The sequence below is a fragment of the Bacillus sp. SIMBA_031 genome, assembly GCF_046535225.1.
GTDB classification, from domain to species: domain Bacteria; phylum Bacillota; class Bacilli; order Bacillales; family Bacillaceae; genus Bacillus; species Bacillus velezensis.
Window position 1 is genome coordinate 515,158 of record NZ_JAWRXC010000001.1, and the last position, 15,612, is coordinate 530,769.

Consider the following 15,612-nt stretch of genomic DNA (forward strand, 5'->3'; position numbering starts at 1 on the left):
AGGAGGCCTAAGCGCCTCCTTTTTTATTAAAATGCCCAGTTTCCGTTTCTGAAGATCGGTTCTCTTTTGCCGTCCGCCGTAATGCCGTCGATATTCATATCTTTGGAACCGACCATAAAATCTACGTGTGTAATGCTTTCATTTAAGCCCTCTTTGACAAGCTCTTCCCGTGTCATTTGTTTGCCGCCCTCAATATTAAAGGCGTACGCACTGCCGATCGCCAAGTGGTTAGAGGCGTTTTCATCGTACAGTGTGTTGTAAAATAAAATATTTGATTGTGAAATCGGTGAATCGTACGGCACTAAGGCCACTTCTCCGAGATAGTGTGAGCCTTCATCGGTTTCGACGATGCCTTTTAAAATCTCCTCGCCTTTTTCAGCTTTCACATCGACAATGCGGCCGTTTTCAAAGGTAAGAGTGAAGTTATCAATAATGTTGCCGCCGTAGCTCAGCGGTTTCGTGCTGGAAACCGTGCCGTTCACCCCGTCACGCTGCGGAAGGGTGAAAACCTCTTCTGTCGGCATGTTGGCCATGAATTCGTGCCCGCTCTCATTCACGCTTCCCGCGCCTGCCCATACATGTTTTTTCGGCAGTTCAATGGTTAAGTCTGTTCCTTCAGCCTGATAATGCAGGGCGCTGTAATGTTTTCTGTTTAAGTGTTCCACTTTTTCATGAAGGTTTTGATCATGTTTTTTCCATGCTTCCACAGGGTTTTCTTCATTTACGCGGGTCGTTTTGAAAATTTCTTCCCATAAAAGCTGAACGGCTGTTTCTTCCGGCTGATCCGGGAACACTTTTTTCGCCCAGCCTGTTGAAGCGGCTCCGATCACCGTCCAGCTGACCTTATCTGATTGAATATATTGTCTGTATGTATGCAATGCTTTTCCGGCGGCTTTTTGGAACGCTGCAATCCGTTTGCCGTCAGTGCCTTTTAACAGGTCGGGATCGGATGAGACGACAGAAATAAACGCAGCCCCTTTTTTCGCGAGCTCTTCTTTGCCTTTTGCTTCCCATTCAGGATACTCTTCAAACGCTTCAAAAGGTGCCATCTCGTATTTTAATCTGGACAGTTCATCGTCCTGCCAATTTACGGTGACGTTTTTTGCGCCTTTTTCATAAGAATGTTTGGCAAGCAGTCTGACAAGTTCCCGGACATCAGTTGAGGCATTGATTACGACATGCTGTCCTTTTTGGACATTGACGCCGACTTCTACCGCCAGCTGAGCATATGTATGTAACTTTTCAGTAAACGAACTCATCGTTCATTCCTCCTCATCGGTTTTTCTCATCATATCAAATATCGCCTCATAAAGGAAAGAAAGGAGCACAAACGAAAAAGACACAGCTTTTGCTGCGTCTTTACGGGTGATTCAGTTTTACGGCGCCGCCGGCCGGAGAATGGGGCATATTGGCCAGTGAAATGCTCATACCCCCCAAAATAATTCCGCTTAAAATGACGGCTACTGCTACGCGTCTTCCCACATCTCTAAGCATATGCTTCCTCCTTAATGTTTCTCCAGTTCTCACAATATGAGCCGGCTGGAGAAAAAAGAAGCACAATCTTATTATTTAATTGCTTTTTGCAGCTTATCGATGACGTCTAATGAACGTCCCGTGCCGATAGCCACTGATTCAAGCGGATTTGCCGCCAAATGAACGGGAACGACGATTTCATCTGTCAGCCATTCTTTCATCCCGTTTAAAAGGGAGCCTCCGCCGGTTAACACGACGCCGCGGTCAACGATATCACCGCTGAGCTCCGGCGGACAATCTTCAAGTGTCGCTCTGATCGCTTCAAGAATATGCAGGAGCGACTCACGCATCGCGTGCTGAATTTCATTAGACTGCAGTCTGATTGTCTTCGGCAGACCGGTTACAAGGTCACGCCCGCGGATTTCCATCGTTTCCGGCACATGTTCGATCAATGCAAAACCGATTTCCATTTTCACTTGTTCTGCCGTACGTTCCCCGATCAGCAGGTTGTATTTTTTTCTGACGAACGAGGCGATATCTTCATCAAGCTGGTCGCCGCCGATTCTGATCGAATGGCAGGATACGACGCCACCGAATGAGATGATGGCGACTTCAGTCGTACCGCCGCCGATATCTACGACGACGTTTGCGACCGGCTCGTCAACAGGGAGGTCGGCTCCGATTGCAGCGGCTACGGGTTCTTCAATCAAGTGAACGTTTTTCGCTCCGCAGTTTTTGACAGCGTCACTGATGGCGCGGCGTTCAACGGCTGTTGAGCCTGAAGGCGTGCAGACGACGACATTCGGTTTGCGGAAGGTCATTCCGATTTTTTTTCCGGCTTTTTTCATAATGTGTTTTAATAAGTCAGTTGTCATATCATAATCAGCAATGACACCGTCTTTCATCGGCCGTACGGCGACGATTTTCCCCGGCGTCTTTCCGATCATGCTTTTGGCATCCGTTCCGATGGCAAGCACCGCTTTCGTTGTTGTATCTACAGCGACAACGGAAGGCTCGTTTAAAATAATTCCTTTATTTTTACTGTAAACAAGTATATTAGCGGTTCCTAAGTCGATTCCGATCTCAGTTGATTGAAACATGTTTTCACCCAATCCCTATCCTGATTTAATTGATTCTACATTTAAAGTTTCTGAGAAAAACCACGATTTTTGGGGGTTTCCGCCGGGAATGAAATGTTTTTGTAAAAAAGGAGGGAAAGTCTGTATCCCATATTTCAAAAGGATTTTCTTCTGTAAAAAAACATTCAGTTCCGGATGCTGAGAAACTTTTGCTCCGTTCCTTTCGTCTACGTTTATGAAGGATTTTCCTTGGACATAAAGAAGAGACATTAAAGGAAGTAGGGGATTTCTATGAAATCAATTGGTGTAGTAAGAAAAGTAGACGAACTCGGGCGTATTGTCATGCCGATTGAATTGAGAAGAGCATTGGATATCGCTATTAAAGATAGTATTGAATTTTTCGTTGACGGAGACAAAATTGTCTTAAAAAAATACAAGCCGCACGGCATTTGCTTAATGACGGGGGAAATTACTCCCGAAAATCAGGAGTACGGCAACGGCAAAATTATTTTAAGTCCTGAAGGAGCGAAAATGCTGCTTGAGGAAATCGAGGAAGCATTAAAAGATAGATCATAATCAGCAAAAAGGGCGGAGCATCATTCCGTCCTTTTATTATGAACTTGTGCAAAAACTCACGGGAAAAGTAAGCGAACCTGCTCAATTAATTGGGAATAGTTATCATTTTTTAGTCAATAATGCAGTCAACAATGTTACAATATATGTAGAAATGCTAGCGGCAGGTGGGACTATGGGAAAATATCAAGCGCGTATCATTTCCTTAATCTTGGCAATGATTTTTATTATGTTTTGGGATTATTTATTTTATATGATTGAACGGAATCCGATTAACTGGCCCGTTGACATCACCTTTACCGCCGTCACATTAATCAGCGTCTGGCTGCTGGCTTATTATGTGGATAATAAAAAGCAGCTGCTGGCGGAGCTGAAGGACAGCGAGCAGAAAGCAAAGGCGCTTTCAGATGAGAAAAACCGGATCATGGACAATCTGCAGGAAATCGTTTTTCAGACGGATGCACAAGGGAATATTACATATTTGAATCAGGCCTGGACGGCGATTACGGGCCACTCCATCAGCGAATGTATGGGCACGATGTATAATGATTATTTTATAAAAGAAAAACACATCATTGATTATATTATCTCCCAAATCAAGCAGCAGTCCCCGTCAGGAATGTTTACGGCCAAATATATTAAAAGAGACGGCACGATCTTTTGGGGAGAAGTCCATTATAAGCTGTATTATGACCGCAGACAGAAATTTGTCGGAAGCCTGGGGACGATGTCTGATATCAGTGAACGGAAAAAAGCGGTCGACGAGCTTCTGGAAACGAACGAACGCCTCGCCATGCAATCTCAAAAGCTGGCCATTGCCGGGGAGCTTGCGGCAGGAATCGCCCATGAAGTAAGAAATCCTTTAACGTCAGTCAGCGGCTTTCTCCAGCTGATGAAAGCCCAGTATCCGGAAAGAACGGATTATTTTGATATTATTTTTTCGGAGATTAAAAGAATTGACCTCGTGCTGGGGGAGCTGCTTCTGCTCGCCAAGCCGCAGACCGTGACGTTTACCGCTCATCATCTCAACCATATTTTGCGGCAGGTGGCGACGCTTCTTGACACGAACGCGGTGCTGTCGAACACTGTGATTGAGAAGGATTTCAGGCAGACTGAGTCCTGTATGGTCAACGGTGACGAAAACCAGCTGAAACAGGTATTTATCAATATTATTAAAAATGCGATTGAAGCGATGCCTGACGGCGGGAATATTCATATTTATACAAAACGGGATGAAGAATACGCGGTGATCAGCATACAGGATGAAGGAAACGGCATGTCGAAAGAAAAGCTTGAAAACATCGGGAAACCGTTTTTCTCAACAAAAGATCAGGGAACGGGTCTCGGTCTTCCGATTTGTTTACGAATTCTGAAGGAGCATAATGGTAAACTTAACATTAAGAGCAAAAATGGAGAAGGCAGTACGTTTCAGGTGATTCTGCCGTTAGAAGCGGCTGCTGTCCAAAAGGAGGAAAAATAACTTGCTTCTTTTTGTATACGGTTTGTTACGGAAGCGTGAAGAAAACCATGAACTGCTGAAAGGCGCTCCGTGTGTGTGCGAGCAGGCCGCGATAAACGGCGTGCTGTACGAAACGGATAAAGGTCAGCCTGCTGCGTCTTTAGCAGAAACAGCTTTTGTGTACGGGGAATTGTATGAAACAGATCATCAGATGATCCGTAAGCTGGATGCGTATTATGCTGATTTTGATCGGAAAGAGGTTGCCGTGACGACGGATGCCGGGAATAAAACCGCCTTCGCATATGTCGTAAAGCCCGACCAGTGTGCCTCATTCAGCCGGATCAAAAGCGGAGACTGGAAAGAATATCGTTTTATGAAACGGGAGGATGACAGCCCGGTTTATTATTTCGCTTACGGTTCCTGTATGGATAATGCCCGGTTTAAACAGGCGGGGGTCGATCACTTTTTTGCCGAGCCGGTCGGAGGGGCGGTTGTTGAAGGGTATTCGACGAGATTCACGTTAAGGCGTCCTGACGGTTCCAGAGCCGATCTTGTTGAAGACGGGGGACGAACTGAAGGCGTGCTGTACAAGCTCCCGTTTGAAGCGGCAACCTATCTGTACAAAAGAGAAGGTGTTGATAACCACACATACCGTCCCGCGTTCATAGAAGTGTGTGCCGGCGGCCGTGTATACAGAGGCGTTCTGACATTTCTCGTTCTTGATAAAGCTGAGGAAATTGCGCCTCCGGGTCACTATCAGGAAGAAATCGAACGCGGAGCGGATCTGTATTTATCGCCCGCCTTTTCAGAAAAGCTTAAACGCTATATGAACTCATTGCCGAAAATGTGATACTATTCCTATTAGAGATATTGTTTAAAGGAGTACTGTTATGAGAAAAGAGTTTGCCGTTATCGGTCTCGGACGCTTCGGCGGAAGTATTTGCAAAGCATTAAGTGAAGAAGGCCTTGAGGTCATGGCGATGGATATTGATGAAGATAAAGTAAATGAATACGCCAAAATCGCATCACACGCGGTCATCGGCGATTCAACCGATGAATCAGTGCTGAAAAACTTAGGGCTGCGCAACTTTGACCACGTCATTGTGGCAATCGGCGAAAATATACAGGCGAGCATTTTAACGACGCTGATCTTAAAGGAACTCGGCGTGAACACGATCACGGTTAAAGCGCAGAACGATTATCATGAGAAAGTGCTTGCGAAAATCGGGGCCGACCACATCGTCCACCCTGAACGTGACATGGCAAAACGCATCGCCCACAACATCGTATCAAATAATGTGCTAGATTATTTGGAGCTGTCCGACGAACACAGCATTGTGGAGATCGTGGCCAACAGCAGGCTTGCGGGCAACACACTGCTTGACCTGGACATCCGGGCGAAGTACGGCATTAACATCGTGGCCATCAAGAGAGAAAAAGAAGTGATCGTATCTCCCCTGGCGACTGAAATGATCCAAAAAGAAGATATTCTCATCGTTATCGGCTCTCTTACGGACATTTCCCGATTTGAAAAAAGAGTGCTTCACACAAAGTGAAAAGCCGTCCGTAAAAGGACGGTCTTTTATTATGTCAGAATAGAAAGACATTTATCATGTAAGCGGTATTTTCTGCAATTTTTATTGACTATGATCAGGCGATCCGATAGCATATTGTACCATATAAAGAAAAAGAGGAGGCCTCATTTTGAACAAAGAAACACTGGCTGAACGGCTGAATGCATCAGCCGGCAGACAAAAAGCCGATACCGTCATTAAAAACGGAAAAATCATGGATGTATTTAACCAGGAATGGATTTCTGCAGATATCGCCATTACGGGCGGAGTGATCGTCGGGCTGGGCGAATATGAAGGGGAAGAAGTCATTGATGCAGAAGGTCAAATGATCGTTCCGGGCTTTATTGACGGACATGTTCATATCGAGTCCTCTATGGTTACTCCGATTGAATTTGCTAAAGCCGTCCTCCCACATGGGGTGACTACTGTCATTACTGATCCTCACGAAATTGCGAACGTTTCCGGAGCAAAAGGCATTTCTTTTATGATAGAGCAGGCGAAAAAGGCGCCGCTGAACATCCGTTTCATGCTTCCTTCCTGTGTCCCCGCCGCTAGCTTTGAACGCTCAGGAGCCGTATTAAAAGCCGAGGATTTAAAGCCTTTTTATCAGGAGAAAGAGGTGCTCGGACTTGCGGAAGTAATGGATTATGTGTCTGTTGCGGAAGGTGAAGAGGATATGCTTCAGAAACTGCTTGATGCCAAGCGTCACGGAAAACGGATCGACGGGCATTTAGCCGGACTGTCTTCAGATATCATCAATATATACAGAACCGCAATGGTGTCAAATGATCATGAAGTGACGACAAAAGAAGAAGCGCTGGACAGAATCAGACGGGGAATGTATGTCATGCTGCGCGAAGGATCGGTGGCAAAAAATACGCTCAATGTGCTGCCGGCGGTGAATGAAAAAAACGCGCGGCGCTTTTTCTTTTGCACGGATGATAAGCATGTAGATGATCTGCTTTCAGAAGGAAGTGTGAACCACCAAGTCAAAATGGCGATAAAGGCGGGACTTGATCCATTCCTTGCGTATCAGCTCGCCAGCTTAAATGCGGCTGAGTGCTACGGCCTTGAAACAAAAGGGGCAGTAGCACCGGGTTTTGACGCAGATCTGCTGTTCATTTCAGATGTGCGGGAGGCTGCCGTCACGAAGACCATGGTCGCCGGCCGGACCGTTGCCGAGAACGGACGCACGGTTTATGAACAGTCTGCCGGTTCCTATTCGCCGGACCAGGCGCTGTTGGATACAGTGCGGCTGAAAGCGCCGCTGACTGAATCGGATTTTCATATACCGATTCAAGAGGGCAAGAAAATGAATGTAATCGAAATGATACCGAATCATTTGGAGACGAGAAAAAAAGAAGTGCCTGCACCGTCTGCTGACGCGTTTCGTCCTGATACAGAAAATGATTTATTAAAAATCGCCGTCGCAGAACGGCACAGCGGCGAAAAAATGATAGGACTCGGGATTGTACAAGGGTTCGGGTTAAAAGAAGGCGCCATCGCCACAACCATTTCTCACGATTCCCATAATATCATCGCCGTCGGTACAAACGATGCCGATTTGGCAAAAGCAATCAACAGGCTCCGTGACACCGGAGGAGGATTAACAGCCGTGAAAAACGGAGAATTGCTTCACTCCGTTCCGCTTCCGATCGCCGGGCTTTTGTCTGATAAGTCGGCGGAATGGGTCAATGACAGCTTGGGCGTGCTTCATGAAAAGCTTCCTCTGCTCGGATTCACCGGTGATTTCAATCCGTTTCTCACATTATCGTTTTTAGCGCTTCCGGTGATTCCGGATATTAAAATGACAGCGGCCGGTCTGTTTGATGTCAAAGCCTTTCAGCATATTCCGCTGCAATAAAAAAACTGCACTCGTAATGAGTGCAGTTTTTTTTTAGACCTCCATAATGATCGGAAGGATCATCGGGCGGCGTTTTGTTTTTTCGTATAGGAACGGAGCAAGTGTATCGGTAATTTCGTTTTTAATTTCGGACCACTGCGTTGTTTTCCGATCCATTACTTTCTCCAAATGGTTCGAAATGAGCTGCTGCGCGTCATTGATCAAATCACCGGATTCTCTCATGTATACAAAACCTCTTGAGATTAAATCAGGCCCCGCCGAAACCTTAAAGTCGTCCATATTGATGCTGACAACAACGATAACAAGGCCTTCTTCTGAAAGAATGCGGCGGTCGCGGAGCACGATATTGCCGATATCACCGATTCCGCTTCCGTCAATGTAAACGGAGCCGGACGGAATTTTGCCTGCCACAGCGGCTTCTTCGCCTTTGAGGGCCAGCACTTCGCCATTATCCATGATAAAGCAGTTTTCTTCAGGTATACCGCAATCAGTCGCGAGTTTGACGTGCATTTTCTGCATTCTGTACTCACCGTGAATCGGCATAAAGAACTTCGGTTTGATCAGGCGGAGCATTAACTTCTGCTCTTCCTGTCCGCCGTGTCCGGATGTATGAATGTCATTCAATGAACCGTGAATGACTTCTGCGCCCGCACGGTACAGCTGGTTGATGGTGCGGCTTACGCTGATTGTGTTTCCGGGAATCGGAGAGGAAGAAAAGACGACCGTATCTCCGGGATTAATGGAAATCTGCCGGTGCGTCCCGTTAGCGATGCGTGATAACGCCGCCATCGGTTCACCTTGGCTTCCCGTACATAAAATTGTTACTTTATTGGCAGGCAAACGATTGATTTCGTTATGCTCAATAAACGTATTTTTAGGACAGGTAATGTAGCCGAGATTTTGTCCGATTTCAATAGCCGATTCCATACTGCGTCCGAATACGGCAACTTTTCTGCCTTTTAAAACGGCTGCTTCAATCACCTGCTGAAGACGGTGTATATTCGAAGCAAATGTCGCAAATATAATTCTGCCGTCCACTTTTCGGAAAATATCGTGAATGCTTTCGCCTACGCGGCGTTCTGACATGGTGAAATCAGGAACCTCACTGTTTGTACTGTCAGAAAGCAGGCACAAAACGCCTTCTTTCCCGATTTCAGCCATTTTTGTTAAGTTTGCCGGTTCGCCTACCGGTGTGAAATCGAACTTAAAGTCCCCGGTATGTACGATATTGCCCGGCGGTGTTTTGACGACGATTCCGTATGAATCCGGAATGCTGTGTGTCGTTCTGAAGAAGGATACAGACGTCTTGCGGAACTTCACGATGTCGTCTTCACCGATGATGTTTAATTTGGTCTGTCTTAACAGCCCGTGCTCTTCAAGTTTATTCCGAAGTAAGCCGATCGCGAGTTTACCGCCGTAAACGGGAATATTTACTTGTCTGAGCAGGTACGGAATACCGCCGATATGGTCTTCGTGACCGTGGGTGATAAACAGACCTTTAATTTTATCTTCATTTTTTACTAAATACGTGTAATCGGGGATTACGTAATCAATGCCGAGAAGTTCATCTTCCGGGAACTTGATTCCCGCATCAATCAGTACAATTTCATCCTGAAACTGCACCCCGTACGTATTTTTTCCGATCTCGCCCAATCCGCCGAGGGCGAAAACGGCAGTCTGGTCATTTTTTACAAATTTCATTCCGCTCATAACTCCAATACTTTAAAATTTTCGCTCTGCTTCTCATATTCTAAAAAAGCACCGTCCACAGGCTGAACAAATTCAATGTTGTATTTCTGATCTTTCAGTTTCGTTCTGACGTCCCGTTCTGAAACGCCCTCAATGTAAAGTGAATCTGTTTTTTCCCGAACAGGTACTTCGTCAGCCTTCTCTTGATAAAATACCTTATAAATCATCCAAATCTCTCCTTAAATGCCGTATGTTAGACTCGCTTATTCTATTATATTCGAAAACGGATTATAAGGAAAGTCTCGAGCAAAAAAGGGACTTTCAAAAAACGAAAGATCCCTTCTACGCGATGACTTTTTTCCGGAGCATTCCGCCCCACTGTCTTCTGAGTTTCTTCCGTAATCGGCGCAGCATCGTATACCTCCTTTAAAGCCCTTTATAGAAGTAGTATGCGGAAAAAATGAATTTGTTTTCGTGGGTAAAACTGGAATTTCATCAAGGCGGTTTTCCGGAAGAAAAACTTTCTGTATGATGATATTGAAAAAGACACGACTGATAAACGGGAAAAAGGAGAAATTGACATGAATCCAAAACTGATCTTTTTTGATATTGACGGCACGATCTATGACCATGATAAACATATTCCCGATAGCGCAAGAAACGCCGTGAAGGCGCTTAAAGAGGCTGGCCATCACGTTTTTATCGCCAGCGGAAGGTCCCCGTTTATGGTAAAACCGATTCTGGAAGAGCTTGAGATTGAATCATTTATTTCATACAACGGCCAGTATGTCGTATTTGAAGGTGAGGTCATTTATAAAAATCCGCTTCCTGAAGATGCGGTTGCGCGTTTATTAAAGCAGGCGGCAGAAGGGGAGCACCCCGTCGTATTTATGTCGGAAGACACGATGAAAACGACCGTCCCCGGACATCCGCACGTCTCGGAAGGTATCGGCAGTCTGAAAGCGCCGTATCCCGAAGTTGATGAAACTTTTTATAAAGGAAAAGAAATTTATCAGCTGCTTTTATTCTGCCGCGGACATGAAGAAAAAGCATATGCCGCTTTTCCGGAGTTTGATTATGTCCGCTGGCACGAATTGTCAACGGATGTGCTTCCGAAAGGCGGTTCAAAAGCGGAAGGCATTAAAAGAGTGCTTGAGCGGCTTCCGTACGGCGTAAGTGACACTTATGCATTCGGCGACGGACTAAATGATCTTGAGATGATCCGTTTTGTCGGCACCGGGGTGGCGATGGGAAATGCGGTTCCGGAATTAAAAGGTGCCGCCGATTTCGTCACAAAGCCGGTGGATGAAGAGGGAATCAGCTGGGCCGTCAAAGAATTGGGCCTTTTGAAATAAAGAAAACCGGCACTTTGGGAAGTGCCGGTTATTTTTAACGGTCAATGGCAATGGCGTTTTCAGGTTCTTTGAACGGATTTTCTTTATCGATATGGTCGTAAAACATCACGCCGTTCAGATGATCGATTTCGTGCTGAAACACGATGGCCGGAAAACCTTTGAGGCGGATGTCAATCTGTTCTCCTTCAAGCGTCACCGCCTTTACGCGGATGCGGGCGTAGCGCGGCACATAGCCGGGAATGGGTTCGTCTACCGACAGGCAGCCTTCTCCGCTCGTCAAGTAGCTTTTTTCCACTGAGTGGCTGACGATCTTAGGGTTAAAAAGAGCATAGCTGTATAAAGTGCCTTTCGCATCTTCTGCATGGACGGCGATCATCCGTTTTTTTACGTCTGTTTGGGGAGCGGCAAGACCGACGCCCGGACGAAGCTTGTATTTCTCGGCTAATTCAGGATTTTGGCTGTTTTTCACAAACTCAATCATATCAGCAAGATGCTGTTTTTCTTCGTCAGAAGCGGGAAGCTGAACTTCTTCAGCGATCTCTCTGAGCGCGGGATGTCCGTCGCGTACAATATTTTCCATAGTAATCAAGAAACTTCACTCCTAAAGCTTAATATGTAAATTATAGCGAATTTCTTTATCGCGGCGCAACGAAACAATTGGCCGGCCATAGCAGGCCGGCCGATGTTCATGGTGTATAAGGTCAGCAGCCGCAGCCTAAATAAGCGGCACCGACGATGATTAATAAGATAAACAATACGACGATTAATGCGAATGTGCGGCCGTATCCGCCGCCGCATCCGTAACCGTAACCGCCGCCATAACCGCCGCCATAACCATATCCGCCGCCGCAGCAACCGCCGCCAAATCCGCCGCCAAATCCATATCCGTACATAAAAAAACCTCCTCTTTTAATTACGCTGACCCTCTGTCAGCAGGGCCGGCGTCTACTATAAACTATGTAAAAGCCAAAAAGATGTATGGTCATCCGCCCTGTTTTCTCAATTTTTTATGCAAGTAATCTTTGACAGCACCGTAAGCGTCTTTTTACCCGGTCATGCCAATTACAGCTCAGCTATTGTCAAAAAGCCTTCGGGCTTCTATAGTGGAAATTGTCAAGATTGGGGGATTTTAAGTGAATATGATTCAAAAAAAGGTATTAGCAGGAATCGGAGCGCTCGGCGCCGCAAGTATGCTGCTTGCCGGCTGCGGGGGAAAAGATCCGGTTGAATCGCTTCATGACTCGATGGAAAAAGCCGTTCAAGCGGAAAAACCTTTTCAAAAAGAGCAGAAAACATTAGAAAAATTGGAGAAAAAAGAGCATCAGCTATACGACAGCGCGGTTAAATTGAATATGGATGATTACCAGAAAATTGTCACACTGTCTGATCAGGCTCTGAGCAATGCAAATCAGCGAAAAAAACATCTGAAAGCAGAAAAAGACAGTATTGATGATTCAAAACAAGCGTTTGAATCCGCAAAAAAAACTTCTCAAGAAATAAAGGATAAGAAAGTAAAAGAAAAAGCCGGGCATGCTGTCGCTTTAATGGGGAAAAGGTATGCATCTTATGATCTTTTGTACAAAAAGTATGAAAAAGCCATTTCACTTGATAAGGATCTTTATAAACTGATTAAAGATAAAAAGCTCACATTAGCGCAGCTGGAAGAGCAAATCAGCAAAGTAAACTCAGTTTACGAAAAGGTGCATAAACAAGCAGATGAGTTCAATCAATTTACTAAAGACTACAACAAAGAGAAAGAACTATTATTCCGTAAATAGTATAGTGAAGGCATATCGGCATGGGCTGATGAACTGATAACAACCGAGTTCAGCCGCCTGTAAAAAGGCGGCTGAAGAATTGGTATATACGTGTGTTTCCCATTGACAACAAGTAAATCATGGTATAGTATTTATTTAGGGAAATATTCACATAAAACCAATCGTTGTTTCGGCACGTTGGAATGTTTTTATTATATTGATATATATAAAACAGAATGAAAATGTGATTTTAATTATCAGAAAATTCTATCTATTTATATTTACGGCAATATGATATTTGTACATGCTTTTTGCTTTTAAACCTTTATCCGGCATAAAGGTTTTTTTATTTTGCTTAGTAATGCTTATTAAGTAAGGGTGCTGAGAGTAAACGACAATTTTAAAATTGAAGTGAAAAAGTTAATCAAAATCGTAACGAAAAGAAACGGCAGAAATTCGGAACAGGAGGAAAACAAATGCTTGCTTACGTCTTTCCCGGACAGGGAGCGCAGTTTAAAGGAATGGGCAGAGACTTATTCGATGAATTCAGTGAGCTCATTAAAAAGGCAGATCATATTTTAGGATACTCCATAAAGGATTTATGCCTTTCAGATGAAAAAGAGAGGCTGACTGATACGAAGTATACACAACCTGCAATTTATACAGTGAGCGCACTGCAATATTTAAAGGGTTTAAAAGAAGGTCATACACGCCCTGATGCTGTTGCAGGACATAGTCTGGGTGAATATACTGCGCTTTTTGCGGCCGGGGTTTTTAATTTTGAAACAGGTCTCCGGCTGGTTGCTAAAAGAGGCGAGTTAATGAGTGAGGCTTCCGAGGGCGGAATGGCTGCCGTGATCGGACTGGATGAGCACCACATAAATAAAATACTTCAAAAGTATGAATTCGGCCAAATAGATATCGCCAATTACAATACATCTTCACAAATTGTGATAGCAGGGGCTGCAGATGAGATAAAGCGGGCAGCCTCTTTTTTTGAAAAAGAAGGGGCGAAAGCTTATATCGTATTGCAAGTCGGCGGAGCTTTTCATTCTCGTTTCATGGAAAGTGCACAGCGTGAATTTGCGGAATTTATCGAGGAGTTTCATTTTTCTGAATTGAATTTCCCGGTCATCTCTAACTATACGGCAAGACCTTATAAACAAGAAGATATCAAACGGAATTTAATTGAACAAATAACAAACTCGGTGAAATGGACTGAAAGCATCAGGTATCTAATGGGACAAGGCGTAACTGTGTTTGAAGAGATCGGTCCCGGCAACATTCTGACTAAATTAATTCACACCATACAAAGAGATGAGGAACCGCTTACTATCAGTGCGCCGGAAGACAGTCTCTTTTTTTCTGAAGGGAACAAGGACAATTCGGAAAGCGGGAAAGAGCATAGCCTCTTGGCCGAAAATATAGAGAGCGGTGCAGCTTCACCGGTGTCCCGATTGGGTGATCAATCTTTCAAAGAAGATTACGGTTTGACATACGCGTATTTGGCAGGTGCGATGCTTAGAGGGATCTCTTCTGCTGAAATGCTGATCCGCCTCGGGAAGAAAGGAATGCTGGGGTTCTTTGGCACAGCGGGTTTACCTATAAGGGAAATTGAACAGGCCCTTATTGCTATTAAGAAGACACTCAAAAATGGTCAGCCCTACGGAATGAATCTGCGATTTGAGCCGGATCATCAAGATAGAGAAAAGGAATTGATAGATTTATATATCAAGCATGACGTACGAGTAATAGAAGCGTCTTCGTATCTTTCCGTCAGCGCGCCATTAATTTATTACAAAGCGCATCAGTTGAAGATAGACAAAAGCGGCAGGGTTATACCTCATAATCGGATCATTGCCAAAGTTTCACGGCCGGAAGTTGCGGCCGCATTTCTGAGTCCGCCTCCTCAAAGTATCTTAAAGAGAATGTGTCAGCACGGTATGCTGACGGAAGAGCAGGCGGAGTGGCTCAGCCGTATTCCGGCAGCAGACGATATCATTATTGAAGCAGATTGCGGTAGTAATACTGAACAGGGCTCATTGACGGCGATGCTGCCGTTTTTTGTTAACCTGCGGGATGAGATGATGGTAACACACAAATACGCAAGGAAGATAAGGATCGGGGCTGCGGGAGGAATCGGGACTCCCGAGTCTGCGGCGTCTGCTTTTTTAATGGGCGCTGATTTTATTATGACGGGATCCATTAATCAATGTACAGTTGAAGCCGAAACAAGCGGTTTTGTTAAAGAAATGCTGAGTGAGACAGGAATATGCGATACTGCTTATGCGCCTTCGGAGACTCTGTTTGAGTTCGGAACAAAGGTTCAGGTGCTGAAAAAGGGCACGCTGTTTCCGGTCAGGGCAAATAAATTATTTCAAATCTACCAACAATACGAGTCTTTGAGTGAGATAGATGAAAAGACAAAGATTCAGCTCGAAAATGATTATTTTAACAAGACTTTTGATGAAATCTACGAAAGCATAATAGATAAACAGCCGAACCTGGCCCAAAAAGCTGAGCGCAATCAAAAATATAAGATGCTGTTACTATTTAAGTGGTATTTGCAAAGAGGATGTCTGCTTGCTTTGGAAGGGCAGGAAGAACAAAAGGTGAATTTCCAAGTTCATTGCGGCCCGTCTTTAGGCGCTTTTAATCATTGGGTAAAGGGCACGGATTTGGAATCATGGAGAAACAGACATGTCGATGACATTGGTGAAAAATTGATGAATGAGACCGAAAGTCTGCTAAGGCGCAGATTGGATACGTTATTTCTACACTAAAGAAGG

General features: G+C 44.9%; 15 protein-coding genes. 8 read left to right on the forward strand and 7 right to left on the reverse strand.

Annotation, left to right across the window (positions count from 1 at the left end):
* Window positions 1-26: 26 nt before the first annotated feature.
* The 3 genes from SB724_RS02785 to mreBH all read right to left on the reverse strand — a co-directional run bounded on the left by SB724_RS02785 (window position 27) and on the right by mreBH (window position 2,573).
* Window positions 27-1,259, reverse strand: a complete 1,233-nt coding sequence (locus SB724_RS02785) for an aminopeptidase (protein WP_095059983.1) — start codon at window positions 1,257-1,259, stop codon at window positions 27-29.
* A gap of 100 nt (window positions 1,260-1,359) precedes the next feature.
* Window positions 1,360-1,494: a protein YkpC gene (locus tag SB724_RS02790; RefSeq protein ID WP_003154559.1), complete on the reverse strand. Its 135-nt coding sequence runs from the start codon at window positions 1,492-1,494 to the stop codon at window positions 1,360-1,362.
* Between the two features lie 71 nt (window positions 1,495-1,565).
* Complete coding sequence (mreBH, locus tag SB724_RS02795; protein WP_003154558.1) at window positions 1,566-2,573, reverse strand: cell shape-determining protein MreBH; 1,008 nt, start codon at window positions 2,571-2,573, stop codon at window positions 1,566-1,568.
* A 270-nt stretch (window positions 2,574-2,843) separates the two neighbouring features.
* Here mreBH and abhA point away from each other — a divergent pair, with 270 nt between their 5' ends.
* From abhA to ade, 5 genes are all read left to right on the forward strand, one after another.
* Window positions 2,844-3,128: a transcriptional regulator AbhA gene (abhA, locus tag SB724_RS02800; protein ID WP_003154557.1), complete on the forward strand. Its 285-nt coding sequence runs from the start codon at window positions 2,844-2,846 to the stop codon at window positions 3,126-3,128.
* A gap of 172 nt (window positions 3,129-3,300) precedes the next feature.
* Window positions 3,301-4,605 (forward strand): ATP-binding protein, encoded by a 1,305-nt coding sequence (locus SB724_RS02805; RefSeq protein ID WP_032874761.1) that lies wholly within the window; start codon window positions 3,301-3,303, stop codon window positions 4,603-4,605.
* Between the two features lies 1 nt (window position 4,606).
* Window positions 4,607-5,434, forward strand: a complete 828-nt coding sequence (locus tag SB724_RS02810; protein ID WP_015239773.1) for a gamma-glutamylcyclotransferase family protein — start codon at window positions 4,607-4,609, stop codon at window positions 5,432-5,434.
* Between the two features lie 40 nt (window positions 5,435-5,474).
* Entirely contained in the window at window positions 5,475-6,140 is a 666-nt protein-coding gene (ktrC, locus tag SB724_RS02815) for a Ktr system potassium transporter KtrC (protein WP_003154554.1), read from the forward strand.
* A 148-nt stretch (window positions 6,141-6,288) separates the two neighbouring features.
* Window positions 6,289-8,022: an adenine deaminase gene (ade, locus tag SB724_RS02820; RefSeq protein ID WP_038457873.1), complete on the forward strand. Its 1,734-nt coding sequence runs from the start codon at window positions 6,289-6,291 to the stop codon at window positions 8,020-8,022.
* Window positions 8,023-8,055: 33 nt separating this feature from the next.
* On the opposite strand, the gene rnjA is transcribed toward ade, so the two are convergent.
* Both rnjA and SB724_RS02830 read right to left on the reverse strand, forming a co-directional pair.
* Window positions 8,056-9,723, reverse strand: coding sequence for a ribonuclease J1 (rnjA, locus tag SB724_RS02825; RefSeq protein WP_007611151.1), 1,668 nt, complete (start codon window positions 9,721-9,723; stop codon window positions 8,056-8,058).
* A 5-nt stretch (window positions 9,724-9,728) separates the two neighbouring features.
* Entirely contained in the window at window positions 9,729-9,938 is a 210-nt protein-coding gene (locus SB724_RS02830; protein ID WP_003154548.1) for a DNA-dependent RNA polymerase subunit epsilon, read from the reverse strand.
* A gap of 354 nt (window positions 9,939-10,292) precedes the next feature.
* Between SB724_RS02830 and SB724_RS02835 the strand changes: the two genes are divergently transcribed.
* Window positions 10,293-11,066 carry a Cof-type HAD-IIB family hydrolase gene (locus tag SB724_RS02835; RefSeq protein ID WP_410570011.1) on the forward strand — a complete coding sequence of 258 codons (774 nt, stop codon included), beginning with the start codon at window positions 10,293-10,295 and terminating at the stop codon, window positions 11,064-11,066.
* A 34-nt stretch (window positions 11,067-11,100) separates the two neighbouring features.
* On the opposite strand, the gene def is transcribed toward SB724_RS02835, so the two are convergent.
* Window positions 11,101-11,655, reverse strand: coding sequence for a peptide deformylase (def, locus tag SB724_RS02840; RefSeq protein WP_003154544.1), 555 nt, complete (start codon window positions 11,653-11,655; stop codon window positions 11,101-11,103).
* Window positions 11,656-11,767: 112 nt separating this feature from the next.
* Window positions 11,768-11,959, reverse strand: a complete 192-nt coding sequence (locus tag SB724_RS02845; RefSeq protein WP_265972015.1) for a YjcZ family sporulation protein — start codon at window positions 11,957-11,959, stop codon at window positions 11,768-11,770.
* Between the two features lie 246 nt (window positions 11,960-12,205).
* On the opposite strand from SB724_RS02845, the gene SB724_RS02850 reads away from it, so the two are divergent.
* Complete coding sequence (locus tag SB724_RS02850; protein ID WP_265972428.1) at window positions 12,206-12,844, forward strand: YkyA family protein; 639 nt, start codon at window positions 12,206-12,208, stop codon at window positions 12,842-12,844.
* A gap of 455 nt (window positions 12,845-13,299) precedes the next feature.
* Window positions 13,300-15,606 carry an ACP S-malonyltransferase gene (gene fabD / locus SB724_RS02855; RefSeq protein ID WP_410570014.1) on the forward strand — a complete coding sequence of 769 codons (2,307 nt, stop codon included), beginning with the start codon at window positions 13,300-13,302 and terminating at the stop codon, window positions 15,604-15,606.
* Window positions 15,607-15,612: the final 6 nt, after the last annotated feature.